The organism is Pseudomonas sp. NPDC089406, assembly GCF_044900265.1.
GTDB lineage: Bacteria > Pseudomonadota > Gammaproteobacteria > Pseudomonadales > Pseudomonadaceae > Aquipseudomonas > Aquipseudomonas fakonensis.
Genome location: NZ_JBJDNC010000004.1, coordinates 50,000 through 76,581, shown reverse-complemented (window position 1 = coordinate 76,581; position 26,582 = coordinate 50,000). Strand labels below are relative to the sequence as shown.

19 protein-coding genes are annotated in these 26,582 nt (G+C 64.8%); 7 read left to right on the top strand and 12 right to left on the bottom strand.

Annotated elements, in window-relative coordinates; genetic code table 11:
- Positions 1–20 precede the first annotated feature (20 nt).
- Positions 21–1,121, bottom strand: coding sequence for a hybrid-cluster NAD(P)-dependent oxidoreductase (gbcB, locus tag ACI2KK_RS04135; protein ID WP_217841406.1), 1,101 nt, complete (start codon positions 1,119–1,121; stop codon positions 21–23).
- A 296-nt stretch (positions 1,122–1,417) separates the two neighbouring features.
- Between gbcB and gbcA the strand changes: the two genes are divergently transcribed.
- Positions 1,418–2,710, top strand: coding sequence for a glycine-betaine demethylase subunit GbcA (gene gbcA / locus ACI2KK_RS04130; RefSeq protein WP_404667975.1), 1,293 nt, complete (start codon positions 1,418–1,420; stop codon positions 2,708–2,710).
- A gap of 737 nt (positions 2,711–3,447) precedes the next feature.
- Here gbcA and ACI2KK_RS04125 read toward each other — a convergent pair.
- The 6 genes from ACI2KK_RS04125 to ACI2KK_RS04100 form a co-directional block, all read right to left on the bottom strand.
- Positions 3,448–4,218, bottom strand: coding sequence for an electron transfer flavoprotein subunit beta (locus ACI2KK_RS04125; RefSeq protein ID WP_404667974.1), 771 nt, complete (start codon positions 4,216–4,218; stop codon positions 3,448–3,450).
- A 10-nt stretch (positions 4,219–4,228) separates the two neighbouring features.
- Positions 4,229–5,461, bottom strand: a complete 1,233-nt coding sequence (locus tag ACI2KK_RS04120; RefSeq protein WP_404667973.1) for an electron transfer flavoprotein subunit alpha/FixB family protein — start codon at positions 5,459–5,461, stop codon at positions 4,229–4,231.
- A complete protein-coding gene (gene dgcB, locus ACI2KK_RS04115) occupies positions 5,461–7,413 on the bottom strand; it encodes a dimethylglycine demethylation protein DgcB (protein ID WP_404667972.1) in 1,953 nt (650 codons plus the stop codon). Before dgcB ends, ACI2KK_RS04120 begins: the two co-directional genes overlap by 1 nt.
- A gap of 205 nt (positions 7,414–7,618) precedes the next feature.
- On the bottom strand, positions 7,619–9,679 hold the full coding sequence (gene dgcA, locus ACI2KK_RS04110) for an NADH:flavin oxidoreductase (protein ID WP_217841400.1): 2,061 nt from the start codon (positions 9,677–9,679) through the stop codon (positions 7,619–7,621).
- A gap of 15 nt (positions 9,680–9,694) precedes the next feature.
- Positions 9,695–10,225, bottom strand: coding sequence for a DUF5943 domain-containing protein (locus ACI2KK_RS04105; RefSeq protein WP_217841399.1), 531 nt, complete (start codon positions 10,223–10,225; stop codon positions 9,695–9,697).
- A 77-nt stretch (positions 10,226–10,302) separates the two neighbouring features.
- Positions 10,303–11,280 carry a dipeptidase gene (locus ACI2KK_RS04100; protein WP_033703163.1) on the bottom strand — a complete coding sequence of 326 codons (978 nt, stop codon included), beginning with the start codon at positions 11,278–11,280 and terminating at the stop codon, positions 10,303–10,305.
- Between the two features lie 274 nt (positions 11,281–11,554).
- Here ACI2KK_RS04100 and ACI2KK_RS04095 point away from each other — a divergent pair, with 274 nt between their 5' ends.
- Positions 11,555–11,956 (top strand): lysozyme inhibitor LprI family protein, encoded by a 402-nt coding sequence (locus ACI2KK_RS04095; RefSeq protein ID WP_404667971.1) that lies wholly within the window; start codon positions 11,555–11,557, stop codon positions 11,954–11,956.
- Positions 11,957–12,049: 93 nt separating this feature from the next.
- Here ACI2KK_RS04095 and ACI2KK_RS04090 read toward each other — a convergent pair whose 3' ends face one another.
- On the bottom strand, positions 12,050–12,988 hold the full coding sequence (locus ACI2KK_RS04090) for a GlxA family transcriptional regulator (RefSeq protein ID WP_404667970.1): 939 nt from the start codon (positions 12,986–12,988) through the stop codon (positions 12,050–12,052).
- A gap of 145 nt (positions 12,989–13,133) precedes the next feature.
- Between ACI2KK_RS04090 and choX the strand changes: the two genes are divergently transcribed.
- From choX to ACI2KK_RS04065, 5 genes are all read left to right on the top strand, one after another.
- Positions 13,134–14,078: a choline ABC transporter substrate-binding protein gene (choX, locus tag ACI2KK_RS04085; RefSeq protein ID WP_404667969.1), complete on the top strand. Its 945-nt coding sequence runs from the start codon at positions 13,134–13,136 to the stop codon at positions 14,076–14,078.
- A 164-nt stretch (positions 14,079–14,242) separates the two neighbouring features.
- A complete protein-coding gene (locus ACI2KK_RS04080; RefSeq protein ID WP_404667968.1) occupies positions 14,243–15,127 on the top strand; it encodes a 3-keto-5-aminohexanoate cleavage protein in 885 nt (294 codons plus the stop codon).
- Between the two features lie 132 nt (positions 15,128–15,259).
- Entirely contained in the window at positions 15,260–16,225 is a 966-nt protein-coding gene (locus ACI2KK_RS04075) for an L-carnitine dehydrogenase (protein WP_404667967.1), read from the top strand.
- 10 nt (positions 16,226–16,235) lie between these two features.
- Complete coding sequence (locus ACI2KK_RS04070) at positions 16,236–16,706, top strand: thioesterase family protein (RefSeq protein WP_404667966.1); 471 nt, start codon at positions 16,236–16,238, stop codon at positions 16,704–16,706.
- 333 nt (positions 16,707–17,039) lie between these two features.
- Positions 17,040–17,297 carry a hypothetical protein gene (locus tag ACI2KK_RS04065; RefSeq protein ID WP_369989221.1) on the top strand — a complete coding sequence of 86 codons (258 nt, stop codon included), beginning with the start codon at positions 17,040–17,042 and terminating at the stop codon, positions 17,295–17,297.
- A gap of 18 nt (positions 17,298–17,315) precedes the next feature.
- On the opposite strand, the gene ACI2KK_RS04060 is transcribed toward ACI2KK_RS04065, so the two are convergent.
- From ACI2KK_RS04060 to ACI2KK_RS04045, 4 genes are all read right to left on the bottom strand, one after another.
- Complete coding sequence (locus ACI2KK_RS04060; RefSeq protein ID WP_404667965.1) at positions 17,316–18,959, bottom strand: M12 family metallo-peptidase; 1,644 nt, start codon at positions 18,957–18,959, stop codon at positions 17,316–17,318.
- A gap of 206 nt (positions 18,960–19,165) precedes the next feature.
- Positions 19,166–20,839 (bottom strand): ABC transporter ATP-binding protein/permease, encoded by a 1,674-nt coding sequence (locus ACI2KK_RS04055; protein WP_404667964.1) that lies wholly within the window; start codon positions 20,837–20,839, stop codon positions 19,166–19,168.
- Positions 20,836–23,622 (bottom strand): M16 family metallopeptidase, encoded by a 2,787-nt coding sequence (locus ACI2KK_RS04050; protein ID WP_404667963.1) that lies wholly within the window; start codon positions 23,620–23,622, stop codon positions 20,836–20,838. The genes ACI2KK_RS04055 and ACI2KK_RS04050 overlap by 4 nt, the downstream gene beginning before the upstream one ends.
- 31 nt (positions 23,623–23,653) lie before the next feature.
- Positions 23,654–26,491: a TonB-dependent receptor plug domain-containing protein gene (locus tag ACI2KK_RS04045; RefSeq protein ID WP_404667962.1), complete on the bottom strand. Its 2,838-nt coding sequence runs from the start codon at positions 26,489–26,491 to the stop codon at positions 23,654–23,656.
- Between the last annotated feature and the right edge of the window lie 91 nt (positions 26,492–26,582).

Here is a 26,582-nt window from a genome sequence, read left to right as displayed (position 1 = left end):
GCAGCCCCGGCCATTGCGGATCAATACTCGATCCGCACATCCCCCTTCGGCACACTGCAGCACGACAGGATGTAGCCCTCGGCTTCATCGTCTTCGGTGATGCCGCCGTTGTGCTCCATCTCCACCTCGCCGCCCAGCTTGAGCACCTTGCAGGTGCCGCAGATGCCCATGCCGCAGGCCTTGGGGATCATCAGCCCGACCTTGGCGGCGGCTGCGTGCACGGTCTCGCCCGGCGCCACGCGGATGCTCTTGTCGCTGCCGACGAACTCCACCAGGTTGAGGTCGGCCAGGTCCACTTCCGGCGCATCGGCCGCAGCCTCGGCGTGCTCCACGGCATCGGCCTTGGCCTCTGGCGGCGTAGCCCCGAACGACTCTTCGTGGTAGTTCTTCATGTCGAAGCCGACCGCCTCGAGCATGCGCTTGACCGCCGTCATGTAGGGCGTCGGGCCGCAGCAGAACACCACGCGCTCCATGTAGTCCGGGGCGATCAGCTCCATCAGGCGCTGGTTCAGGTAGCCGCGGTAGCCGGCCCACGGCTCACCCAGCCCGTGCTTCTCGCAGATGATGTGCAGGCTGAAGTTGGGGATGCGCGAAGCCATCTGTTCCAGCTCGCGGTGGTAGATGATGTCCTTGGGCGAGCGGGCGCTGTGCACGAACACCATGTCGACGTTGGCGTTGGTGTCGTAGAACCAGCGGGCCATGGACATCACCGGGGTGATGCCGACACCGCCAGACAAATACAGCGCCTTGCCCGCCGGGAAGTCGATGGCGTTGAACAGCCCCACCGGCCCGTGCACCGGCAGCTCCGCGCCTTCGTGCATGGTGTCGTGGAGGAAGTTCGACACCAGCCCGCCCGGCACGCGCTTGACCGTGATCGAGAAGCTGTAGGGCACCGACGGCGAGCTTGAGATGGTGTACGAACGCATCACCGGTTTGCCTTCGATCTCCAGCTCCAGGGTGACGAACTGCCCGGGCTTGAAGAAGAACATGATCGGCTGGTCAGCCATGAAGCAGAAGGTGCGCACGTCCCAGGTCTCCTGGATGACCTTGACGCAGCGCACGATGTGGCGGCCATTGGCCCAGGTCTGGGTGGTGACCGGATTGAGGAAGGTATCGGACATGTTCATCTCCAGCAGCCGACGATCGGCCTTTCTTATGGCTGCGATAATGCGCACTCCCGGGGCGTCGTACATTCCCATCCACGACATCGGCGTACTTATCGCGACCAGCCCCACCTGGCAAGGGTTACCGAGTCGGAATTCGATTCGGCCATGTCGCCCATGGATATGGTTCGCGCACGCTTCGAACGCACACTCCACGGCAAAACAACGAGCTGTTTGAAGTGAACAGCCTTGCGGCAACCACAACAACGATTAGCCACCTTTTGCCGGCCGCACGCGGCCCCGAGGAATACACGATGGACGTCACCGCAACCCTGAGCCTGGGCGATCCACTGGAACCTGCACGCAAGGCCACCGCCGAGATGCTGCAGACCCGCGAGCGCACCTACTCGCTGCCGCAACCGTTCTATACCGACGAGCGTCTGTTCCAGATCGACATGCAGGAGATCTTCCAGAAAGAGTGGCTGATCGCCGGCATGACCTGCGAGATTCCGGCCAAGGGCAACTACATCACCCTGCAGATCGGCAAGAACCCGATCCTGGTGGTGCGCGGTGCCGAGGGCAAGGTGCATGCCTTCCACAACGTCTGCCGCCACCGCGGCTCGCGCCTGTGCGTCAGCGACAAGGGCAAGGTGGCCAAGCTGGTCTGCCACTACCACCAGTGGACCTACGAACTGGACGGCCGCCTGCTGTTCGCCGGTACCGAAATGGGCGCCGACTTCGACATGAAGGAATACGGCCTCAAGCCTGTGCAGGTAAAAGTGGCCGGCGGCTACATCTTCATCAGCCTGGCCGAGAACCCGCCAGCCATCGACGAGTTCCTGGCAACCCTTGAGCACTACATGGAACCGTACGACATGGAAAACACCAAGGTGGCGGTGCACACCACCTTGATGGAAAAGGCCAACTGGAAGCTGGTGCTGGAAAACAACCGCGAGTGCTACCACTGCTCGGGCTCGCACCCGGAGCTGCTGCAAACCCTGCTGGAATGGGACGACACCAACGACCCGCGCGCCAGCCAGGAATTCAAGGACCACGTGGCCGCCTCTGCCGCCGCCTGGGACGCCGAGAAAATCCCTTACCTGCACAAGAGCCACGGCCTGCGTAACCGCATCGTGCGCATGCCGCTGCTCAAGGGCACCGTGTCGATGACCATGGACGGCAAGCAGGCCTGCCAGAAGCTGATGGGCCGCATCAAGAACCCGGACCTCGGCTCGATGCGCATCCTGCACCTGCCGCACTCGTGGAACCACTGCATGGGCGACCACATGATCGTGTTCACCGTGTGGCCGATCAGCGCCCAGGAAACCATGGTCACCACCAAGTGGCTGGTGCACAAGGACGCCGTCGAAGGCGTGGACTACGACCCCGAGCGCATGCGCAAGGTGTGGGACGCCACCAACGACCAGGACCGCCGCCTGGCCGAAGAGAACCAGCGCGGGATCAACTCCACCGCCTACCAACCTGGCCCTTACTCGAAAACCTACGAGTTCGGCGTGGTCAACTTCATCGACTGGTACAGCCAGCGTGTACTGGAAAACCTGGGGGCGGAGCCAGCGCCTTACTTGAAGGAAGTCAAGGCGCAGTAAAACACCCCAAGGCTTGAAAAAGCGCCACGGCCGAGTGATCGGTCGTGGCGTTTTTACAGGTTGATCCAGAGGAAATCGACAGGTTATCCACAGACTTGTTCAGCAAAGGCTGTGGACAGTTGTCCAGAACCCTGATCTGGTGGTTTGATCATTATTTGATCAAACCATTGCAAGCCTTTAAAAACGGGGCTTACAGCCGATACCAAACACCTTGTCCACAGACACGCCAACAGATTTTGTGGGCACTCGCAGAGCAACGGCAAAAGCACTGTGGATAATCTGCTTCGTCCCTTGAAAATCAGGATGTTGAAGCATAATTACAGTGCTTTGGTCATTTATTGAACAATTCACTGCAAGCCTCTGATTGCAAGGGCTCCAGCGGTTGCCGAACATATTATCCACAGAGGCGCCAACAGCGATTGTGGGCAAGTGAGGCGATGGCGAGCGGGAAAGCTCAGGGTTGCGCTGATCATTAATTGATCAAAGCGCTAGAGAGCTTGATTCTAGAGGGCTGTAGCGAAGCGCAAACACTTTACCCACAGCTTGGCGAACAGATTTGGTGGGCAAAATGCACGCCCCCTGTAGGAGCGGCCTTGTGTCGCGAAAGGGCCGCAGAGCGGCCCCGGCAATCTTGCATGATGCGCAGATCCTGGGGCCGCTTCGCGCCCCTTTCCGGCCGGTCCGGCGTCCCGGCAAGGCCGCTCCTACACGGGACCGTGCAGCACCTGGGGCCTTGCTCAGCGCAAAACCCCCTCCTCCACCAGCAGCTTGAGGATGGCTTCTGCGCCTTCCTGTGCAGATACATCCTTGAGCACCTTGCCCCCGCCGCCACTGGCCTTGGCCGTGGCCGCCTTCATACGGTCAGCGCCGCTCTTGGCCTTGATCACCTTGAGCCGCTTGGGCCTTGGGCGCGCCGGTTGCAGGGCTTCATCGCCGAGCACCGGGTCATCCACCACTGCCACATCATGCGCCGCCAGCACACCACGCCGCGCCGGGCCAAACGCGCTCTGGCGCGGCTTGGGCGCCGCGTTATCCACAGTCGCCAGCAACGGCAGGCGTACTTTCAGCCGGCGCCGCTGGCCCCGTGGCAGGGCCTGCAGCACCTGGGCGGTGCCGTTTTCGATCGATTCCACCTCGGCCAGGCCCACCACCAGCGGCCAGCCAAGCTTCTCGGCCAGCAGAAACGGCAGCATGCCCGAGCCCTCGCCAGTCTCGGCCTGGCTACCGGTCAGCACCAGCTGGGCGCCAGCATCGCGCAAATATTCACCCAACACACCGAGCACATCGGCGCCAGCCGGCTGCTCGAGCACGTCCAGGTGCTCCAGGCCCATGCCCAAATAGGCGCGCAGCGCCTCTTCATGGGGGTCGCCGGCATGCACCACCTGCAAGTTATCCCCAGCCAGCTGCAAGCCCAGCTCCACGGCGCGGGCGTCCTGCTCGGCGCGGCGGGCGCGGCCGGAGCTTGGGTGGGCACCGATGGAAACCAGGCTGATCACTTTGGTAGTCATGCTTGTGCCCTTATGCCGCGTCGCGCTGGCCGCCGCTGCGGAAGTTGTCCACAGCCTCGATCAGTGCCTTGAGAATCGCCGAGCTGTCGCCAATCACCGACAGGTCGGCCCGCTTGATCATGTCGCAGCCCGGGTCCATGTTGATCGCCACCACCTTGTCGCAGGCACCGATGCCCTGCAGGTGCTGGATGGCGCCCGAGATACCCACAGCCACATACACCCGCGCCGTGACCCAGGTACCGGTGGCGCCCACCTGGCGGTTGCGCGGCATGAAGCCGTCGTCCACCGCCACCCGCGAGGCGCCTTCGGTGGCGCCCAGCACTGCGGTGGCCTGGTGGTACAGCTCCCAGTCCTTCACGCCGTTGCCGCCCGAGACGATGAACTCGGCCTCGGCCATGGCGATGGCGGCCGGGTCCACGGCCACCGAACCCAGGTCTTCGATACGCGACAGGCTGCGCGCCACACCTGTGGACAACTCCACTGCCAAGGCTTCGTGGCGGGTTTCGCTGACCGGCTCCGCACATTCGGCGGCGGCCAGAATCAGCCGTGGCAACTGGCGCTGGATATCCTGCTGGCCGGCGCCGGCACGGCCGATGCACTGGCCGTCCTTGACCTGCCACACCCGTGTGGCCGGGCGCTCGCCCAGGGCGGCAGCAAAGCGTCGGCCCAGTTCGCCGCCACCGGTGCGGCTGTCGGGCAACAGCCAGTGGCGCGGGGCGAACTGGTTATCCACAGCCCGCAGGCCCTGAACCAGTTGCTCCGGTGCATACCCCTCGAAAGCCTCGCCCTCGATGACCAGCACCCGGTCGACGCCGGCTGTGGAAAAGTTACTTTCCTTGTGTTCGCCGAACACGATGGCCAGCACCGCGCCGTCACTGCCGGCCAGGCTGTGGGCCAGGCCCAGCAGGTCGCGGTCGTGGCTGCCCAGGCGGCCACCGACCATATCTGGTACCACGGCAATGTAGAACGCAGGCTCCGCCACCTGATGCAGCGGCAGCTGCACTTCGGCGGCGGCAGTACGCCGGCCGCCGACGCCAGTGCCCTGCTGGGCACCGCTGCGGTCGATGCGCTTGAGCCCGGCCGGGCCGGTGAAGCCGGCGGCGATGGCATGCGGGTTCTTGCGCATCAACCCGTTGGGGCCCATCCAGCTGGTTTGCTGTGTTTGCATGGCCGCGTGCAGCGGGTGCAGGCGGTTACGGGCGATCCACTCGGCGCGTGGGTCGCGGCGGATGATGTCGCTCATCAGTGCACCTCCGCAGGTTCACGTTTGGCCGGCTGCGACTTGGCGGCGGCCGGGGTTTGGTCTTCGATCAGCACGTCGGCCACAAGCTCGGCCAGGTCCTTGATCTGCGGGCGCGGTTCGACCACGCCTTCAAGCATGGCGGTGCACTGCGGGCAACCCACGGCAACCAGCTCGGCCTCGGTTTCGCGAATGTCGTCCATACGCATGTCGGGGATACGCTGCTTGCCCGGGATGTCGGTGATCGGCGCACCGCCGCCACCGCCGCAGCAGCGCGAACGGAAGCCCGAGCGCTGCATTTCGCGCACCTCGATCCCCAGGGCCTTGAGCACGTCGCGCGGGGCTTCGTATTCGCCGTTGTAGCGGCCCAGGTAGCACGGGTCGTGGTAGGTGACGCTGCCGCCCTTGTGCTGGCCGAGGTTGAGCTTGCCTGCTGCGATCAGCTCGGCAATGTAGGTGCTGTGGTGCTGCACCTGGTACTCGCCGCCCAGGGCGCCGTATTCGTTTTTCAGTACATGGAAGCTGTGCGGGTCGCAGGTGACGATGCGCTGGAAGCGGTACTTGGCCAAGGTCTGGATATTGCGCTTGGCCAGTTGCTGGAAGGTCGCTTCATCGCCCAGGCGCCGGGCCACGTCGCCGCTGTCGCGCTCTTCAAGGCCGAGCACGGCAAAGTCCACGCCCGAGGCCTTGAGCACCTTGACGAAGGCACGCAGGGTGCGCTGGTTGCGCATGTCGAAGGCGCCATCACCGACCCAGAACAGCACCTCGGTGGTTTTCACCTCTGACAGCAGTTTCAGGTTGAGGTCGGCCGCCCAGTTCATCCGCCCGCCCGGCGCGAAACCGCCGGGGTTGTCGGTGGCGATCAGGTTGTCCAGCACCTCGGCGCCCTTGTTCGGGGTGGCGCCTTTTTCCAGCGTCAGGTGGCGGCGCATGTCGACGATGGCGTCAACGTGCTCGATCATCATCGGGCACTCTTCCACACAGGCGCGGCAGGTGGTGCACGACCACAGGGTTTCGGCGTCCACCAGGCCGTTGACGATCGGCTGGTGCGGGTGGCCGCCGTGCTCGCCCAGCGGCTTGCCGGGGTACGGGCTGCCGGCAAATTTGGCGTCGGTGCCACCGGCCAGGCCAATGACCATGTCCTGGATGAGCTTTTTCGGGTTCAAGGGCTGGCCGGCGGCAAAGGCCGGGCACATGGCCTCGCATTTGCCGCACTGCACGCAGGCGTCGAAGCCCAGCAGCTGGTTCCAGGTGAAGTCCACTGGTTTTTCCACACCCAGCGGCGCGTTGGGGTCTTCCAGGTCCAGCGGCTTGAGGCCGGTGGAACGGCCGCCGCCGAAGCGCTCGGCGCGGCGGTGCCAGGCCAGGTGCAGGGCACCGGCGAAGGCGTGCTTCATCGGCCCGCCCCAGGTCATGCCGAAGAACAGCTCGGACACGCCCCACATAACGCCCAAACCGAGAATAGCGACCATCACCCAGCCGCCGGTGTCGGCAGGCAGGATGCCGGCCACTGGCAAGGTGGCGATGAAGAAGCTCGCGGCGAACACCAGCAGGCTTTTCGGCAGGCGCATCCACGGGCCCTTGGACAGGCGCGAGGGCGGGTTGAGGCGGCGTTTGAAGACGAACAGCGCGCCGGTGAACATGATCACCGTGGCCACCAGCAGCGCGTAGCCGAGGATTTTGCTCTGCAGGCCGAAGCCATGCACCAGGATCGCCAGCGCGGCCGACAGCACGAAGCCGCCAGCGGTGGCCACGTGGGTCTTGGACATGTACTTGTCGCGCTCGACCACGTGGTGCAGGTCCACCAGGTAGCGCCGCGGCATGGCCAGCAGGCCGGCCAGCAGGTTGACCTGGCTCGGCCGCCCGCGCCGCCACATGCGCACCCGGCGCGCAGCGCCAAGCACCGCCAGGGCGAGGGCGGCGAACAGCAGGATGGGTAGAAGGGTGTTCAACATGGGAGGCTCCCACAACAGCTGGAATCGTGCGCCACCTCAAGGGCGGCGCGGACCCCTGTAGGAGCGGCCTTGTGTCGCGAAAGGGCTGCGAAGCGGCCCCGGCTATTCATCAACGCTGAGAATGCTGGGGCCGCTTCGCGACCCTTTCGCGACACAAGGCCGCTCCTACAGGGGGGCCAGTCCCGCCACTAGAAAGGCGGTGCGATCAGAAATCCTTGCACAGGCGCAAGGCGTCGTAGATCGCCGCATGCACGTTGCGCTGGGCCACGCAGTCGCCGATGCGGTACAGCAGGTAGCCCTCGCCCGGCTGGCTGAGAATCGGCTGCGGCTTGATGGCGAACAGCGCCTCCACGTCGATCTGGCCCTTGTTGCGCGAGCCGTCCTTGAGCGCGTAGTACAGCTGCTCGTCAGGGCGCACGCCGTTCTCCACCACCACCTGGTCGACTACCCGCTCTTCCTTGGCGCCGGTGTACTCGTTCTCGAGCACCGCCACCAGCTTGTCGCCCTCGCGGTAGACCTTTTCCAGCATCATGTCGCCGGTCATGATCACTTCTTTCGGGTACATGCTGCGGTAGTAGGTCGGGAAGGTGGTGCCGCCCATGGCCACGCCTGGCTTGATGTCGTCGGTGACGATCTCGACCTGGCTGCCCTTGTCGGCGATGAAGTCGGCCACCGACATGCCGGTGAATTCGCAGATGGTGTCGTACACCAGCACGTTCTTGCCCGGCGCCACCTTGCCGTCCAGTACATCCCAGCTGCTGACCACCAGCCCTTCGGCGGCGCCCCAGTGCTCGTTCTGCTCGAGGAACGAATGCCCGCCCACGGCCAGCACGATCACGTCCGGGCGCAGGTCCTGGATGGTCGCAACGTCAGCGGCGGTGCCCAGGCGCAGGTCGACCTTCAGGCGCGCCAGCTCCAGCTGGTACCAGCGGGTGATACCGGCAATCTGGTCACGCTGCGGTGCTTTTGCGGCGATGGTGATCTGCCCGCCGATCTGCTCTTTCTTCTCGAACAGGGTCACGTCGTGGCCACGTTCGGCAGCCACGCGGGCCGCTTCCATGCCGGCAGGGCCTGCGCCAACCACCACCACCTTGCGTTTCACGCCGGTGGTCTTCTCGATGATGTGCGGCACGCCCATGTATTCACGGGAGGTGGCGGCGTTCTGGATGCACAACACATCCAGGCCCTGGTACTGGCGGTCGATGCAGTAGTTGGCACCGACGCACTGCTTGATCTGGTCGATCTGGCCCATCTTGATCTTGGCGATCAGGTGCGGGTCGGCCATGTGCGCACGGGTCATGCCGACCATGTCGACGTAGCCGCCTTCCAGAATACGCGTGGCCTGGTTCGGGTCCTTGATGTTCTGCGCGTGCAGCACCGGGACCTTGACCACTTCCTTGATGCCGGCCGCCAGGTGCAGGAACGGCTCCGGCGGGTAGCTCATGTTGGGGATGACGTTGGCCAGGGTGTTGTGGGTATCGCAACCCGAACCCACCACGCCGATGAAGTCGAGCATGCCGGTGGCGTCGTAATAGGCGGCGATCTGCTTCATGTCCTCGTGGCTGAGGCCATCGGGGTGGAACTCGTCACCGCAGATGCGCATGCCTACGCAGAAGTCGTCGCCCACTTCGGCGCGTACGGCCTTCAATACTTCCATGCCGAACTTCATGCGGCCTTCGAAGCTGCCGCCCCATTCGTCGGTACGCTTGTTGACCCGCGGGCTCCAGAACTGGTCGATCATGTGCTGGTGCACCGCCGACAGCTCGACGCCGTCCAGGCCGCCCTCTTTGGCCCGGCGCGCAGCCTGGGCGTAGTTGCCGATGACCCGCCAGATCTCTTCCACCTCGATGGTCTTGCAGGTGGCGCGGTGTACCGGTTCACGAATGCCCGACGGCGACATCAGGGTCGGCCAGTTGAAGCCGTCCCAGCGCGAGCGGCGGCCCATGTGGGTAATCTGGATCATGATCTTGGCGCCATGCTTGTGCATGGCATCAGCCAAATTCTGGAAGTGCGGGATGATGCGGTCGGTGGACAGGTTGACCGACGCCCACCACTCCTGCGGGCTGTCGATGGCCACCACCGACGAGCCGCCGCAGATGGCCAGGCCGATGCCGCCCTTGGCCTTTTCTTCGTAGTACTTCACATAGCGGTCGGTGGTCATGCCGCCGTCGGTGGCATACACCTCGGCGTGCGCGGTGCTGAGCACGCGGTTGCGGATGGTCAGTTTGCCGATTTGAATCGGCTGGAACATTGCTTCGAATGCCATGACGCGGTCTCCGGCTTACAACGGCTTTGTAACGAACAGGCCATCTTCGTGGCCTTCTTCCGACCCGCCGTAGACCTGCTCGGCCACGGTGCGGATCTTGCTGCCGCGGGCAGCGAGAATCTGGTCCATGGCACCGGCGAACCAGCCGGTGAACATGTAGTCGACCTTGCGCCCGCACTTGCCGTACACGTACACGAACGCCGAGTGCTCGAGCTTGACGCTGCAGGTGCCTTTATCCAGGTCGATGTCCTGGATCTTGAACAGGCCCCAGCCGCGCTGGCTCAGGCGCTTCATGTAGTGCTCGAAAACCGCCACGCCTTCCAGGCCATGGCACTCGGCTTCTTTTTCACACCAGTGCCAGGCCGACTTGTAGCCCGCCTTGTAGAGGATCTCGGCATAGGCGTCGGCGCCCAGTACTTCTTCGATGCCGATGTGGTTGTTGACGAAGAAATGCCGTGGCACATACAGCATCGGCAGGGCGTCGCTGGTCCATACGCCGGTTTCGGTATCGACTTCGATTGGCAATTGCGGGGCGATCTTGGCCATGGAAACTCAACTCCAGTAATTTTTTTGTTTGGATGCCCCGGCGTTGCTGGCAGGGGCTTTCAGGCTTGGAGAGCGGCTTACTCGCCCCAGACGTCTTTTAAGACATTGACCCAGTTCTCGCCCATGATCTTGCGCACCACGCGCTCGCTGTGGCCGCGCTTGAGCAAGGTTTCGGTGAGGTTGGGGAATTCGCCGACGGTGCGGATGCCCAGCGGGTTGATGATCTTGCCGAAGTTGGTCAGGCGGCGGGCGTAACCCTTGTCGTGGGTCAGGTACTCGAAGAAGTCCTGGCCGTGGCCCTGGGTGAAGTCGGTACCGATACCGATGGCGTCTTCACCGACGATGTTCATGGTGTACTCGATGGCCTCGGCGTAGTCGTCGATGGTCGAGTCGATGCCCTTGGCCAAAAACGGCGCGAACATGGTCACGCCGACGAAGCCGCCGTGGTCGGCGATGAACTTGAGCTCTTCGTCCGACTTGTTGCGCGGGTGTTCCTTGAGGCCAGACGGCAGGCAGTGCGAGTAGCACACCGGCTTTTTCGATTCGAGGATGACTTCCTCGGAAGTCTTGGAGCCCACGTGCGAGAGGTCGCACATGATGCCGACGCGGTTCATCTCGGCGACGATCTCGCGGCCGAAGCCCGACAGCCCGCCATCGCGCTCGTAGCAGCCGGTGCCCACCAGGTTCTGGGTGTTGTAGCACATCTGCACGATGCCCACGCCCAGTTGCTTGAACACGTCTACATAGGCGATCTGATCTTCGAACGCGTGGGCGTTCTGGAAGCCGAAGAGGATGCCGGTCTTGCCCAGTTCCTTGGCCTTGCGGATGTCGGCAGTGGTGCGCACCGGCATTACCAGGTCGCCGTTGTCGCGGATCAGCTTCTGGCTGGCGGCGATCTGGTCGACCGTGGCCTTGAAGCCCTCCCACACCGACACCGTGCAGTTGGCAGCAGTGAGCCCGCCCTTGCGCATGTCCTCGAACAGCTCGCGGTTCCATTTGGCAATGATCAGGCCGTCGATGACGATGCTGTCGGCGTGAAGTTCGGCTGGGCTCATCAGGCTGTCCCCTTTTATTGAAGTTTGCGGGCGCCGGGCCGTGTGCCCGTGCTTTGGGGCCAGCATATGCCTGTGCTCCAAGGCGCCCCGATGCAAAAACGACAGGGGGTTTGCCGAAAGCGTCAATGGCCGACAGGGCACGCTCTGGCACGCTGTTCACAGATGAGATTCAGTCTCGACAAGGGCTTCATGAACATTTCGTCAGGGAGCTATCGCGCAGGCGTTGGCTGAGGGAGAATCCCTGCGATTCGTCAGCCTGTTCAGGAGAAAACGGATGAAATCAATGGCATGGCTGGTGTTGCTGGCCGCAGCATGCGGCGCCCACGCCGCCGAAGAAGACAGCACGCCCTGCGACAACGTCGAAACCGACCAGCAGGGCTATGCCTGCGCCGCCTATAACAAGCAGACCGCCGAGCGGGAACTGAAGGCTGCCTACGACGACCTGATCCAGCGCATCCGCGACCAGTACGCCGACGAAAGCGACAAGGCCGCGGCACTGAGCGGGCGCATGGAGGCGGCTGAAAAGCTGTGGGCGCAACTGCGCGATGCCGACTGCAAGGTCGAGACCTATGCCGAAAAGCCGGGTAGCAAGGCCTTTGAGGCGGCGTGGAATACCTGCGTGGCGCAGCGCAGCGATGAGCGCTCGGAATATCTGCAGGGCATCGGGCAGCAGTGATTGCCTGTTCCGGCCCTATCGCCGGCAAGCCGGCTCCTACAGTGGATCGTGTAAACCTGTAGGAGCCGGCTTGCCGACGATAGGGCCATCAGCTTATGACGCCAACCGGTCCTCGCGCGGGCAGCGCTCGAACCGCGCCCGGTAGCAGCGGGTAAAGTACGAAGCCGAGTCGAACCCGCACGCCACCCCCACCTCCAGCACGCTCATCTCGGTCTGGCGCAACAGCTGCCGGGCCTTGTCCAGGCGCAAGCGCAGGTAAAAGCCACTGGGCGTGTCGTCCAGGTGCAGGCGGAACAATCGCTCCAACTGACGCCGGGTCACCTGCACCGCATCGGCCAGTACCTGCGTGTTCAGCGGCTGCTCGGTATTGCGCTCCATCTCGCCGATCACCTTCACCAGCTTCTTGTTGCGCAAACCAAAGCGCGTGGCGATCTGCATGCGCTGGTGGTCCTGGCGCGGGCGAATGCGCCCCAGCACGAACTGCTCCGACACCTGCACCGCCAGCTCGCTGCCATGGGCCTGGGCGATCAGGTCGAGCATCAGGTCGATGGACGCGGTGCCGCCGGCACAGGTGATGCGCCGGCGGTCGAGCTCGAACAGTTCTTGCGTGGCCTGCAAGCGCGGGTAGCGCTCCTTGAAGGCCTCCAGCGCCTCCCAGTGCAGGGTCGCCCGGTGGCCGTCGAGCAGGCCGGCCTCGGCCAGCACCATGGCGCCAGTGTCGATACCGCCCAGCACCACGTTGTCATGGTCGAGGCGGCGCAGCGCCTGCTGCAGCGCCGCCCCGTAGCAGGCCAGCGGCTCGAAGCCGGCCACCACCAGCAGCATCTGCGCCGCGCCAGCCTCGGCCAGCGCACCGTCGGCGTTCACCGACATGCCGTTGCTGGCCAGCACCGCGCCGCCGTCCAGGCTCAGCACCTGCCAGCGGTACAGCGCCCCGCGAAAGCGGTTGGCCACCCGCAGCGGCTCCAGAGCACTGATGAAGCCCATCGCCGAGAAGCCCGGCAACAACAAAAAGTGAATGGTTTGCGGCATCGCCTGCTCCACGTGAAGGTGGTCGCCATAGTGCAATTGTTGGTCGCCAGGGTGCGATTTTCCACCCCGGCGCCAGCGTAGCGTATCTACACGGTCCGCAAGAGGCCGCCCCTATAACAATACGTACTGCCGATGGAGAGCCACCATGCATCGCTTTGTCCGCCGCAGCCTGTTATCCCTCGCCCTCAGCTCGACCCTGGCCACCCCGCTGTTCGCCGCCGAACCCGCCGCTTGCAAGGACGTGCGCCTGGGTGTGGTCAACTGGACCGACGTCATCGCCACCAGCGCCATGGCCCAGGTGCTGCTCGACGGGCTGGGCTACCAGACCAAGCAGACCAGTGCCTCGCAGCAGATCATCTTCGCCGGCATTCGCGACAAGCGCCTGGACATGTTCCTGGGTTACTGGAACCCGATCATGACCCAGACCATCACCCCGTTCGTCGACGCCCAGCAAGTGAAGGTGCTGGAAAAACCCAGCCTGGAAGACGCCCGCGCCACCCTGGCGGTGCCCAAGTACCTGTACGACAAGGGCCTGAAAACCTTCGCCGACATTCACAAGTTCCAGAAGGAGCTGGGCGGCAAGATCTACGGCATCGAGCCTGGCTCGGGCGCCAATACCCAGATCAAGGCGATGATCAGCAAAAACCAGTTCGACCTGGGCAAGTTCCAGCTGGTCGAGTCCAGCGAGGCCGGCATGCTCGCTGCCGTGGACCGCGCGGTACGGCGCAAGGAAGCCGTGGTGTTCTTCGGCTGGGCGCCGCACCCGATGAACGTGAACATCGACATGGCCTACCTGGGTGACAGCCAGGACGCCCTGGGCCCGGACGAAGGCCGCGCCACGGTGTGGACGGTGACCGCGCCGGACTACGCCCAGCGCTGCCCCAACGCCCACCGCTTGCTGGCCAACCTCAAATTCAGCGCCGAGGACGAGAGCCGCATGATGCAGCCGCTGCTCGACCACAAGGACGCCCTGGAATCGGCCCGCCAGTGGCTCAAGGACCACCCCGAAGACAAGGCCCGCTGGCTGGAGGGGGTGACCACCTTCGATGGCAAGCCGGCTGCTGAAAACCTCAAGCTCACCGCCAACTGACAGGGCCTCATCGCCTGTAGGAGCGGCCTTGTGTCGCGAAAGGGCTGCGCCAGCAGCCCCGGGTTTTGTGCGCGCTGCTGAAAGCGCAGGGCCGCTTCGCGCCCCTTTCGCGACACAAGGCCGCTCCTACAAGCGATAGGGCCAGACCTGCAAAAGGAACCCCCATGAACCACGACGTCATCATCACCTGCGCCCTTACCGGCGCCGGCGACACGGTCGCCAAGAGCCACCTGGTCCCAGTCACCCCGAAACAGATCGCTGAAGCCGCAGTAGAGGCCGCCAAGGCCGGTGCCACGGTGGTCCACTGCCACGTTCGCGACCCGCAAACCGGCCGTTTCAGCCGTGACGTGGCGCTGTACCGCGAGGTCATGGAGCGCATCCGCGAGGCCGACGTGGACATCATCGTCAACCTCACTGCCGGCATGGGCGGCGACCTGGAGATCGGCCCGGGCGAGACGCCCATGGAATTCGGCGCCGGCACCGACCTGATCGGCCCGCTGGAACGCCTGGCCCACGTCGAGGCGCTGCTACCAGAAATCTGCACCCTGGACTGCGGCACCCTCAACTTCGGCGACGGCAATGCCATCTACGTGTCCACCCCGGCGCAACTGCGCGCCGGCGCCAAGCGCATCACCGAGCTGGGGGTCAAGGCCGAGCTTGAGATCTTCGACACCGGCCACCTGTGGTTCGCCAAGCAGATGATCAAGGAAGGCCTGCTGCAAGACCCGCTGTTCCAGCTGTGCCTGGGCATCCCCTGGGGCGCGCCGGCCGACACCACGACGATGAAAGCCATGGTCGATAACCTGCCGGCCAATGTCACCTGGGCCGGCTTCGGCATCGGCCGCATGCAGATGCCCATGGCTGCACAAGCCGTGCTGCTGGGCGGCAACGTGCGGGTGGGGCTGGAGGACAACCTGTACCTGGACCGCGGCGTACTGGCCAGCAACGGCCAGTTGGTGGAGCGCGCGGCTGAAATCATCACCCGCATGGGCGGCCGCGTGCTGAGCCCGGCCGAGGGCCGGGAAAAGATGAACCTCAAGCGCCGCTGACCCGCATCCACGCATTCCCCCTGTAGGAGCCGGCTTGCCGGCGATCACCGGCATCGCCGGTGCCAGGCATCGCATCGCCTGAATCGCCGGCAAGCCGGCTCCTGCAGGGCCCCAGCCAAACAGGAGTTGCACATGCCTTTCATCACCGACATCAAAACCTTCGCCGCCCTCGGCAGCGGCGTCATCGGCAGCGGCTGGGTCGCCCGCGCCCTGGCCCACGGCCTGGACGTGATCGCCTGGGACCCGGCCCCCGGTGCCGAAGCTGCCCTGCGCAAGCGCATCATTAATGCCTGGCCGGCACTGCAAAAACAGGGCCTGGCCCCCGGCGCCTCGCCAGAGCGCCTGAGCTTCGTCGCCACCATCGAAGAATGCGTGCGCAACGCCGACTTCATCCAGGAAAGCGCCCCTGAACGGCTGGAGCTCAAACTCGAACTGCACGCAAAGATCAGCGCCGCCGCCAAGCCAAACGCGATCATCGGCTCCAGCACCTCGGGCCTTCTGCCCAGCGAGTTCTACGAGTCGGCCAGCCACCCCGAACGCTGCGTGGTCGGCCACCCGTTCAACCCGGTGTACCTGCTGCCGCTGGTGGAAATCGTCGGCGGCAAGCACACCAGCCCCGAGGCCATCGAAGCCGCGAAAACCATCTACACCGCCCTGGGGATGCGCCCGCTGCACGTGCGCAAGGAAGTGCCCGGGTTCATTGCCGACCGCCTGCTCGAGGCGCTGTGGCGCGAAGCCTTGCACCTGGTCAACGACGGCGTGGCCAGCACCGGCGAAATCGATGACGCGATCCGCTTCGGCGCCGGCCTGCGCTGGTCGTTCATGGGCACCTTCCTCACCTATACCCTGGCCGGCGGCGATGCCGGCATGCGCCACTTCATGGCGCAGTTCGGCCCGGCGCTGAAACTGCCCTGGACCTACCTGCCGGCACCGGAGCTGACCGACAAGCTGATCGACGATGTGGTCGAGGGCACCGCCGAGCAACTGGGCGAGCGCAGCATCGCTGCGCTGGAGCGCTACCGCGACGACACCCTGCTGGCAGTGCTGGAGGCGGTGAAAACCAGCAAGGCCAGCCACGGCATGGCCTTCGGCGACTGAGGAGACTGCGATGCCCGCACTGATCACCTACCGCACAGCGGTCTCTCAAGACTGGGTCGACTACAACGGCCACCTGCGCGACGCCTACTATTTGCTGATCTTCAGCTACGCCACCGATGCGCTGATGGAGCGCATCGGCCTGGACGCCGACGCCCGCGGGCAAAGCGGGCATTCGCTGTTCACCCTGGAGGCGCACATCAACTACCTGCACGAGGTGAAGCTCGATACCGAAGTGTGGGTGCAAACGCAGATCATCGGTTTCGACAAGAAGCGCCTGCACCTGTACCACAGCCTGCACCGCGAGGGCTTCGACGAAGCGCTGGCGGCCAGCGAGCAGATGCTGCTGCATGTGGACCTGGCGGGGCCGAAGTCGGCGCCGTTCGGCGAGCGCAGTGTCGGGTTGCTGTCGGGGCTGGTGGAGGGGCAGCGGGATTTGCCTGGGGCCGCGTTCGCAGGCCGGGTGATTGCGCTGCCTGGATAGCCGGAACACGCCATCGCGGGGCAAGCCCGCTCCCACGCAGATCAGCGTGGGAGCGGGCTTGCCCCGCGATGGCGTTTGCAGGCAAAAAATAACCCCGCAAAGCCGTGAGCTTGCGGGGCCAAGAGCGAGCAACATCCACTGTGCGAGAAGTGAGGGTGACCAAACCCTCGGGTGCCGTGAATGGCCCCAGTGTGCTGGCTTGCCGGCGATCCGATTTAGCCGTAAACGACCTGTTCTTAGCCAAAGCAGCCATCGCGACAATCTGTCCTTGCCGGGCTGTCGCAGGCGACACAGAATCGGTCGCAAACAACAGCGACAAAAGGGGCAACAGCCATGATGCATGCGGATCTGATTGACCAGGACGACCTGCTGGGCCACCTGCGCGCCCGGGGCTTCGACATCCCCGCCGGGGCCAGCGCCGAGCAGGCTTGCGAGGTGGTGGTACGCGGCCTGACCGAACCCAATGCCAAGGCGCTCAAGGGCATGGTCGAGCAGATGTACACCGGCAGCGCGACCATTTTGCCGGCCGTGCGCCAGGCCATCGACAAGCAGCTGCTGCCGGCGCTGGCGCAGTTCAGCCAGCGCGGCTGAACGGCAACCGGCAAATGCTCAATGCGGGGCCATTGGCGGCTGGCCCCGCGCAGAAGCTCGATCCCAATAAAAAACCGTATCGATCTTGTCGTTGACCGAATCGCCCACGCGCGCACGATAAACCCCTGCTGGCAGCGGGTCGGTGCTCGCAAACGCTGCTATCTCCAGATCCCCCTGGTAGCTTTGGCTGGTGTACCTCTCCTCGGCCCGGCCGCGCGGCGTCTGGAAATAGACCTGGGAATCAGGCGTGATGCCATGGACCCTGGCTGAGGAAATCATGCCCTCCCACCCCTCACCGCAGGCCTTGCCAACGAGTTTCCCCGAGGTGCCAACCAGCGCTAAGGTGCAGGAGCGACCTTCGAAGTTGCTGTGCTCGTACACAGTCACCGTCAAGGTCCGGGGGTAGAAGTTCTCCACGGTTTCGCGGTACTCGTTGAAACGCCTGGCCACATCTTCATGTTCCACGGTGCCCATGGGTATGCCGTCGAACTGCAAACGCGGGTTGGAAAAATACGGAATCGCCTTGTGCGAGGTGCGCATGACCGTATGGAACGCCCTTGGCGAGGTAACGCCGTAACCGAACATGTAAGGCGGGCCCCGGTCATCTTCGACACCCTTCCATTCATGGGTCGTGCCCAGGTTGTGGCCCAACTCGTGGGCCAGCACGCCGTCAAAACACTCGAACAATGAATAAGCCGTTTGCTTGGTCGAGGTCACATAGGCATAACCACATCCCTCGATGTTCCAGGTGAGCATGGCCACCAAGTCCGCGCCCAACGCGTCGCGCTGTACATAAACAGCTTTGCCCAGCGCCCTGTCGCTGTACCTCAGGTCCCGCAACTGTTGGTCGCGATCACGCCCCGTGCCGTTGTAGCTGGCATCGAAAAAGCCCGCCAGTTCATAGGTAAGGTCGACACGGCTGTTGATCAGGAACTGGTTGGCCAACTGAAACGCGTGGGCCACCTGTAGTCGATGATCGGGGAATTTGGCCCTTGACTCGTCGGTTGTCACCAGCAGCACACGAATGGTGCTGTGACTCGAGGTTGGCGCCTGCCCCAATGGGGCCTTCTGACCGCCGGGCGGCCCCTGCACCGTGTCACCTGCTTGCGAAGGCAAGCGGCTCTCATCGACCTTGACCAGCACATGCTTGCCCGCACCGATGGGCTCGAGGCGGTAAGCCTGGCCGGCAACATGGATGCTGCCCACTACCTTGTCACCCTCACGCAGCAGGGAAACCCAGTTGAACGGGTCCATGTCCACTTCGGCAGGTAACGTGAAACGTTGCTTGCGGTCCGACGGTATGTCGCCGACCCAGCCAGTCATGCCGGGCATGGACTGGTCGATGCGCATCAGTTTGAAGCGCGCGGTGCTGCCGTCCGGTAGCGGGATGGAAAGGGTCTGGTTATTGGCGGCAACTCGCAGCGCCTGCACATCCACCAGGCGGATATCCACACTGGCCGGGCTCTGCAGCAGGGTCTGCAGGTAGGCGTTTGCCCCGGGAGTTTGCGCCAGGGCCTGCCGGCTCTGCACAGGTTGCAGGCTGAACAGCGCGTCGTCGGCGGGGGCGGCCCCTGGGGGCTGTTGGCCGGGGGACGCGCACGCGGTCAGCAGCAACGCCAGGGCAATGCCCAACCAGCAACGGATGCAGAAGAAGTTCGACATGGTTCTAACCCTCGTGGAGATGGCTCACTACACCACCAGTTACAGGGCCGGAAAACTGGCAAAAATGTCAGGTCGAACGGGCCTTGCCGGCGATCACCGGCAGAGCCGGTGCCAGCTTTCGCCTGGGCCGGCCCTATCGCCGGCAAGCCGGCTCCTACAGGCACAGCGCTGGCCTGAGGTTATTGCAATCCATGCGGGAGCGGCGATCAGGCCGGGGCAGGTTGCGCCGCCTGTTCCAGCTCCACCGTGCGCTCAAACAAAGCAGCCAACCCTTCCTGATGGGTCACGCCCACCACCGTGCACCCCGGCAACTCGCGCCGGAGCATCTGCAACAGCGCTTTCGCGCTATTGATGTCCAACTGGCTGGTCGCCTCGTCCAGATACAGCGTATCGGGCCGGTACAGCAGTGCCCGCGCCAGGCTCAAGCGCTGCTGCTCGCCACCTGACAACACCCGCTCCCACTCCGCCTGCCTGTCCAGCTGGCCAATCAGCTCGCCCAGGCCCACCTGGCCCAGCACGTCGACCAATTGCACATCATCCATCGACGCGACCTGTGGATAAGCCAGCAACTCGCGCAGGCTCATGTGCGCCAGGTAAGGCTTTTGCGGCAGCAGCAGGCTGCGCCCGCCGGGCAGTTGCCAGTCGCCCAGGCAATACGGCCACAGGCCCTGCAAGGTGCGCAGCAGGGTCGACTTGCCCAGCCCGCTGCGCCCGGCCAGGCGCAACCACTGGCCAGGCTGCGCCTGCAGGTGCACATCGCCCAGCAACACGCTGCCATCGGGCCGGCACAGGGTCAGGCCCTGCGCGCACAGGCATTCGCCGCGGGGCGCCTGGCTTGCACTGCGCCGGCTGGCCGCGATGGCCTGCTCGAACTGGTCAAGCCGCTCCAGTGCCGCGCTCCAGCGCACCAGCTTGTTGTACAGCTTGATGAACCAGCTCAGCGAGTCGTGCACGGCATTGAAGGCGCTGCGGATCTGCATCAGCCCACCGAGGGTGATGGCCTTGGCCATGAACGCCGGCAGCGCGGCAAACACCGGGATGATCAGGCTCAGGCGCTGGTAGGCGACGGTGAACAACCCAAGGTCGCGCTCGCGGCCCATCAGCTGGCGCCAGTTCTGAGCAATCGCGGCGAAGCGCTGCGCCAGTTGCTGGCGCTCCACGGCCTCGCCACGGTACAGGGCGATCTGCTCGGCGTGGTCGCGCTTGCGCAGCAGGCTTGCGCGAAAATCCGCTTCGCGGTGTTCGCGCTCGTAGTTCAGGCGGTGCAGCGGCTTGCCGATCAGGTGGGTCAGCACGCTGCCAAACAGGGTGTAGGCCAGCACGATCCACACCAGGTAGCCGTGCACGGTGTAGCTGTTACCGAGCAGCTCGAAGGTCTGCACCCCGGACAGGTTCCACAGGATCACCACGAAGGCGCCGACCTGGGCCAGGTTGATCACAAGCGAGGCCACCAGCTCGATGGACAGATCGACCATGATGTCGACGTCCTGGGCAATCCGCTGGTCGGGGTTGTCCGGCTCGCCGTTGAGCCCCAGGCGGTAGAACGCCTGGTCGGCCAGCCAGGCGTCGGCCAGGCGCCCGGTCATCGCCTGGCGCCAGCGCAGCACCAGGCCTTTGCGGATGTAGTCGAGGAACACGATGATCAGCACGTAGGCCGCCAGGTACAGCGTGTACTCCCCCACCAGCCCGTACAGCGCGTGGGTATCGAACGCGGTGAGGGTGTCGTAGAAGGTCTTGCTCCAGCTGTTGATCAGCACGTTGATCTGCACCACCAGCAGGCCCAGGCCGATCACCGTAGCCAGCATCAGCCAGGCCCGCCACTGGCTGCGGTCACGCCAGAACGGCAGGCACAGGCGATAGAAGATGCGCAGCGTGTTCAACGGGCTTGCTCCAAGGCGCTGGCCGACGGCAACAGGCGCAGTTGCACCTGGTTGGCGCGGGGGAACAGTTGCCTGGCCTGCTGCTGCAGTTCGGCCAGGGTCAGCGCTTCGGGCAGTTGCGCCTGGGTGTGCAGGTAGCGCGGGTCTTGCCAGCGGCGCTCGCTGAGCACCAGGCGCTTGAACTGGGTCTGGGCGTCATCGCGGCGCTTGCCTTCCTGGCGCAGCAGCTCGCGGCGCTCGTGCTGCACCCATTGCTCATCGACGTTCAGGCTGGCCAGGGTGCGCTGGGCCATGGCCCAGAGCTCATCCACCCGGGCCGGGTCGCAGGTGAAGCTCAGGCTGCTTTCGACACGCTGGGTGTCCGGGTTCAGCTCGCTGTCAAAGCGCAGGCGGTACACCCCCGAAGCCTCGCCACGCAGCTGAGCCTTCAGGCGCTGGTTGGCCAGGTCGCGCAGCACTGCCACACGCACGGCGGCTTCCGGGCTCCAGGGCTGGTCGTGGTAGCTGCTGGCTTGCAGCACCGCGCGCGGTTCCAGGGCGATGGCCAGGTCTTCACGGCGCTGGCCGGGTTGCTGCAATGCAGCTTGGCTGGCCAGCGGCGCAGCGCGCCGCGGGATGGTCGCCAGCAGGCTGCGCACCAGGGGTTCGAGCTGTTCGGCGGGCAAATCGCCCATCAGGTAGTAGGTCACCGGCGCGCCGACCAGTTGCTGCCAGTCAGCATTCAGTTGCTCGGCGGTCAGGGCTTGCAGCGCCTCGGCGCTTGGCGCCTGCCAGTGGTCGGCGCCGAACTTGAGCTGGCGCTGCACGGCGTCCTGGCGGCTGCGCACATCGTCCGGGCGGCTGCGCAGGCGTTGCAACAGTTCGTCGCGGGACTCGGCGAACAGCGCAGGGTCGATGCTCGCCACCTGGCTGACGCGGTAGCTTTGCAGCAGGGCCTGCAACTGCTCGGGCGGCGCGCCCAGGCTCAGTTGCAGGCGCTGGGGCTGGTGCTCGAGGCTGAGGTTGGCGCGCTTGGCCTGGCGCCAGTTGGCCAGGGCCTGCGGGGCCATGCCCGGGGTGCCGCTGCGCGCAGCCAGTTGCGCGGCCATCTGCACGCGCCACACCGGCGCGCCCTCCAGGCGATAACCGGCGGACGACTCGGCTTGCAGCTGCAGCATGCCTTCGGGGCCTGGGCGCTTGAGCCAGACCAGGCGGTCGCCGTTGCTCAACTGCCAGTGCTCGACCTGCTGCTCGGGGAACGCCTTGCGCTCGACGATGAGCGCCGAGGCCGGCGCCTCGGGCATTTGCACCTTGGTGACGGGCGCTGCGGGCGGCGCCTTGCGCACCGGGGCATCGAGCTTGCGGGCCGCCAGCGCGGCCTGCTGCGCCTGCACCTCGGCCACCGTCGGCAGGGTCAGCGCCGAGGTGCCCGGGGCGCTGACTTGCAGCACCCGGTCGGGGCTGTTCAGCCACAGCTGCAGGCGGTCATTGAGGTCGTTCAACCTCACAGTACGCAGCACTGTCTGGTAACGCCGGCCGACAGCGGCGCGCTCGTTTACCGGGCGGTCCTGCACGGCGGCGTTGTTCAGTTGCTCGACCCATTGCTCGAAGGTGCGCGGCGTCTGGTTTTTAACCGTTTTGGTGGCCAGCTTGGCGATGACGGTACGTTCGCGCTTGATGTCGGCCATGGCGAAGCCATGCTGGCGCAGGCGCTCGATTTCGCTCAGCAGCCCCTGCAGGGCCTGCGGGTGAGCCTGGCCGTCGACGCCGGCGGCAATGCCCAGCACCGTGGAGTGCTCGCCGATCAGGGTCTTCTGCGCGGTCAGGCTGCGCACCCCGGCAGGTAAGGGCTGACGGCGCAGGGTGTCGAGCAGCGCGCTCAGGGTCATGCGGTCGATCAGTTTTTCGCGCAGCGCCGCGTAGGAGGTGCCACGTCTGTCCGGTTCGTGCAGGCGCAGCAACAGCGCCACCTGGTTGCTGCCCGATTGCGGGTCTTGCAGGCGGAAGATCTTCAGTTTGTCGTCCAGTGGCAGTTCGCGTTGCTCGCGGCTGGGCACTTCACCGGCCTTGGCCTGGCCGAAGGCCTGTTCGATCTGCGCCTTGAGCTGCTGCGGGTCGAAGTCGCCCACCGCCGAGATCACCATGTTGTTGGGCAGGTACCAGCGCGACTGGTAAGCCTTGAGGCTTTCCAGGCTGGCCGAGCGGATGGCCGCCTCGTTGCCGATGGTGCGGTGCCCGGGGTAGGCAGAGCCGGCCCGCTGCGAGGCGGTGCGCTGCTCGTTCATGCGCTGGGCCACGCCCAGGCCGCCGCGCCACTCTTCGATGACGATGGGGCGCTCGCGTTCGAGGTCGTCGGCGCTGTAGTCGCGGGCGAAGGCCAGGTCGGCCAACGCCTGCAAGGCTTGCGGCGCCTGGCGCACGCCGGCCGGCGGGCCGATCAGGTACTGGGTGCGCTCGTAGTTGGTCACCGCGTTGAAGTTGCGCCCCTGTACCCAGCCCAGCGCGGTCATGCGCTCGCGCAGCTTCTGCTGGCCACCGGCGCGGCTGTGGAAGGTCAGGTGCTCGACCATGTGCGCCACGCCGACCTGGTCGTCGGCTTCGTCCACGGAGCCGGCCTTGACCGTCAGGCGCAGGTCCAGGCGCCCGGGCTGCGAGGTTTCGCGCACCAGGCGGTAGGCCAGGCCGTTGGCCAACTGGCCGTGGACCACCTGGGGGTCCCAGGGCAATGCGGTGTCGGCTTCGGGGATCGAGGCGCAGGCGCCGAGCAGCAGCGGGCCGAGCAGCCCCGCAATGAGTTTTTTCATCAGGGTATCCACGGTTCTTGTAGGGGGCGGGTCAGAAGCGGTAGCCGACTTCGAGCCAGTACTGGCGGCCGACTTCGTAGCTGATCACGCTGACGGAGCTGCGGCTGGCGATCTTGTTGACCTGGTCGGTGACGTTGGTCACATCGACGTTGACGAAGAACGCCTGGTCCTTGCCGGTGGGAATGTCCCAGGCAAAGCGCATGTCCCAGGTCGGTGCACCTGGGGTGGCGACGGTTTCGTAGCGGCTGTAGGTCTTGCCGTCGACTTCGGCGTCGGGCGTAACCCGCACCACCTGGTCGTAAGGGCCGCGGTAGCGGAAGAAGTTGCTGACCTCAAGGTTCCACTGCGGGATGTCGGTGATGGTCACCAGGCGCGCTGTCCACGGCCGGTTGAAGTCGCTGGGCGGCAGCGCTTCGTAGGGCACCAGCTTGCCGTCGTAGACCACGTCTTCGTTGTCCATCTCCTCGCGGTCAACACCCGAGTCGTAGGTTTCGCCGTGGGCGCCCTTGCTCTGCGACCAGTTCAGGGCCAACTGCACACTGGTGCTGGTGCCTTTGAAGCGCAGGGGTTGCAGCGGCATCACGGTCAGGCTGAGGTTTTCGGTCTCGCTGGTACCGGCATTGAGGTAGACGTAATAGTCCTTGCTGTAACCGGCGGGGATCTGGGTCTGGTCCAGGTTGTAGTAGGGCCGGGTGCGGTAGATCTGGTCGTGGCCCTTGCGGTTGATGTACTTGAGCTGGAACTCGGCGCCGAGCATCCGCTGGTTGAGGCCGAGCATCAGCTCGTCGTCATAGGGGATATTCATGCTGGTGAACTTGCTCAGGTTCAGGTTGCTGCTGGCCAGCGCCCAGTCGTTGGCCTGGTTGGTGCGGGTGTAGCGCGAGGTGAAGGCCTGGCGGCCATCGGCCAGGCGGTACTTGAACAGGTTGCGGCCGTAGTAGCGGTTGGCGCCGAAGACCAGCACCGAGCTGCGGTCACCAAAGAAGTCGTAGTCACCGGCAAAGCGCGGCGCCAGGGATTTCTTCTCCATGTAGTCGTCGGCGTCCAGGCGCAGGCCCGGGCGCAGGGTGAGGTTGCCGTAGTTGATCTGGTCATCGACGAACAACGCGTACTTCTTCTGCTGCATGTCCACCTTGCCGGCGCCATACACCATCATCGCCGTGCCGTACTGGCGGTTCTGGCCGTTGATCAGCGTGCCGAGCGAACAGTACGGGTCGCTGCCGCAGGTGGCGCCGTTGTCGCGCCTGAAGGTAGTCACCGCCCGCGCATCGTCCTCGCGCTCCCAGGTGGCGCGCTGGTAGCCCAGTTCCAAGCCGGTGGTCACGGTGTGCAGGGTGGAGCCCAGGTTGAAGGTTTGCCACTCGGCCTTGAGCTTGTAGTCGATGCTGCGCTGGGTCTGGGCCAGGCTGCCGAACGAGCCCTCGGCACTGCGTGCGGTGGCACGGTCGGGGTTGCCCCAGTTCTTCACATCCGACCAGTACCAGTTGATCAACGTGTCGGTTTCGGCATCGCGCGAGGCATACAGGTCACTGACCGCCAGTTGCTGGGTCCAGCGTGCCTGGTCGCCTTCGTAGGTGGCCTTGAGCGAGGTCTGCCAGCCGCCGTTGGTGTTGGTGTACTCCGAGTCGCGGTAGTCCTCGCGAAAATACACGTTCTCCTGGGGGGCGTAGACGATCGAGGTGTCCAGGGTCAGGCGCTCGTTGACGTTCCAGTAGGTCTTGAGCAGAAAGTTGTCGAGGGCGCGGGTCTGCACCTGCTCGTTGTCGTTGTTCGGGCTGTTGTAGCCGTTGGCGTAGGTGCGCAGCGGCAGGTACGAGCGCTTCTGCGAGAAGTTCAGCAGCGCACCGAAGTCGTCGGTGAGGTGGCCCTCGAGGGTGCCTCGCAGGGTGGTCTTCTTGAACTCGGGCTGGTTCTTCTCGCTGGCGGAGTTCTCGAAGCTTTCCTTGTCGTCGCCGCTGATGTGGTAGCGGGTCCATTCCGAGCGGCTCATGGCGTAGGAGATCCTGCCGTGCATGTCGCGGGTCGGGCGGCGGGTGACAGCATCGACCACCCCGCCGTTGAAGCTGCCGTATTCCACCGGCACGTTGCTGTCGTAGACCTTGATCTCTTCGAGCAGGCCGGCGTCCAGGGCGATGCCGTGGGAGCGGCTGGGGGCTGAGTCGAACTGGCGGGTCTCGTTGTAGCCGTGGGCGCCTGGGTCCAGGTCGTTGTTGATCGAAATGCCGTCGATCATGAAGTTGTTCTGGTAGAACTTGGCGCCGTTGATGCTGATGTCGGCCGGGTCGATCTCACCTGGGGTGTTGGAGCTTTTTTGCTCGGTGCTGAACTGCACGTTGGGGTGCATCTGCAACAGGGTGGTGATGTCACCGTTGGCGCCAGGGAAGGCCTGGACGGCCTTGCGGTCGAACACCGTGGCGCCCATGAAGCTGTTTTCCTGGGTGTCGCCGAGAATCAGCGTGTTGTGCAACTCGACCGCGCCGCTGTCGGTTTGCAGCAGGCGAAAGGTCAGGGCGCCGTATTCGTAGTCCCAGGTAATGCCGCTGCCCAGCAGCAACTGCGCCAGTGCCGCCTCGCTGCTGAGCTGGCCGCTGACGGCGGTGGACTGCTGGCCGTCGAGCAGGTCAGGGTCGACCGTGACCTGCAGGCCGCTTTGCTGGCCGAAGGTGATCAGGGCAATGGCCAGTTTCTGGGCCGGAATGTCGAACACATGGGTTTGCGCCAGCACGGCGCGGGCGCTCTGTTCGTCGCCAAGCGCCGGCAGTACCGCGCCTGCACAGCACAGCCCGAGCAGGGCAGCACCGGCCGCATGCTTCAGTTGCCACGACAAACCCCGCGCGCTGCATGGCTTGCGGCTTATTGCTTGAGTCATCCCAGATCCCCGCCCCGGGCAATTGCCGGGCTGCAAAATTGAATACGAATCGCTATCAGTTGTTGCGCGCGGGGGAGAAGACGGGGCAGTT

Bases quoted from the DNA above. Each gene is read 5' to 3' on its own strand.
- gbcB (WP_217841406.1), bottom strand. From the start codon at position 1,121: ATGTCCGATACCTTCCTCAATCCGGTCACCACCCAGACCTGGGCCAAT.
- ACI2KK_RS04050 (WP_404667963.1), bottom strand. From the start codon at position 23,622: ATGAAAAAACTCATTGCGGGGCTGCTCGGCCCGCTGCTGCTCGGCGCC.
- dgcA (WP_217841400.1), bottom strand. From the start codon at position 9,679: ATGGCATTCGAAGCAATGTTCCAGCCGATTCAAATCGGCAAACTGACC.
- ACI2KK_RS04105 (WP_217841399.1), bottom strand. From the start codon at position 10,225: ATGGCCAAGATCGCCCCGCAATTGCCAATCGAAGTCGATACCGAAACC.
- gbcA (WP_404667975.1), top strand. From the start codon at position 1,418: ATGGACGTCACCGCAACCCTGAGCCTGGGCGATCCACTGGAACCTGCA.
- dgcB (WP_404667972.1), bottom strand. From the start codon at position 7,413: ATGTTGAACACCCTTCTACCCATCCTGCTGTTCGCCGCCCTCGCCCTG.
- ACI2KK_RS04070 (WP_404667966.1), top strand. From the start codon at position 16,236: ATGCCCGCACTGATCACCTACCGCACAGCGGTCTCTCAAGACTGGGTC.
- ACI2KK_RS04125 (WP_404667974.1), bottom strand. From the start codon at position 4,218: ATGACTACCAAAGTGATCAGCCTGGTTTCCATCGGTGCCCACCCAAGC.
- ACI2KK_RS04100 (WP_033703163.1), bottom strand. From the start codon at position 11,280: ATGAGCCCAGCCGAACTTCACGCCGACAGCATCGTCATCGACGGCCTG.
- ACI2KK_RS04060 (WP_404667965.1), bottom strand. From the start codon at position 18,959: ATGTCGAACTTCTTCTGCATCCGTTGCTGGTTGGGCATTGCCCTGGCG.
- ACI2KK_RS04095 (WP_404667971.1), top strand. From the start codon at position 11,555: ATGAAATCAATGGCATGGCTGGTGTTGCTGGCCGCAGCATGCGGCGCC.
- ACI2KK_RS04090 (WP_404667970.1), bottom strand. From the start codon at position 12,988: ATGCCGCAAACCATTCACTTTTTGTTGTTGCCGGGCTTCTCGGCGATG.
- ACI2KK_RS04080 (WP_404667968.1), top strand. From the start codon at position 14,243: ATGAACCACGACGTCATCATCACCTGCGCCCTTACCGGCGCCGGCGAC.
- ACI2KK_RS04065 (WP_369989221.1), top strand. From the start codon at position 17,040: ATGATGCATGCGGATCTGATTGACCAGGACGACCTGCTGGGCCACCTG.
- ACI2KK_RS04045 (WP_404667962.1), bottom strand. From the start codon at position 26,491: ATGACTCAAGCAATAAGCCGCAAGCCATGCAGCGCGCGGGGTTTGTCG.
- ACI2KK_RS04075 (WP_404667967.1), top strand. From the start codon at position 15,260: ATGCCTTTCATCACCGACATCAAAACCTTCGCCGCCCTCGGCAGCGGC.
- choX (WP_404667969.1), top strand. From the start codon at position 13,134: ATGCATCGCTTTGTCCGCCGCAGCCTGTTATCCCTCGCCCTCAGCTCG.
- ACI2KK_RS04120 (WP_404667973.1), bottom strand. From the start codon at position 5,461: ATGAGCGACATCATCCGCCGCGACCCACGCGCCGAGTGGATCGCCCGT.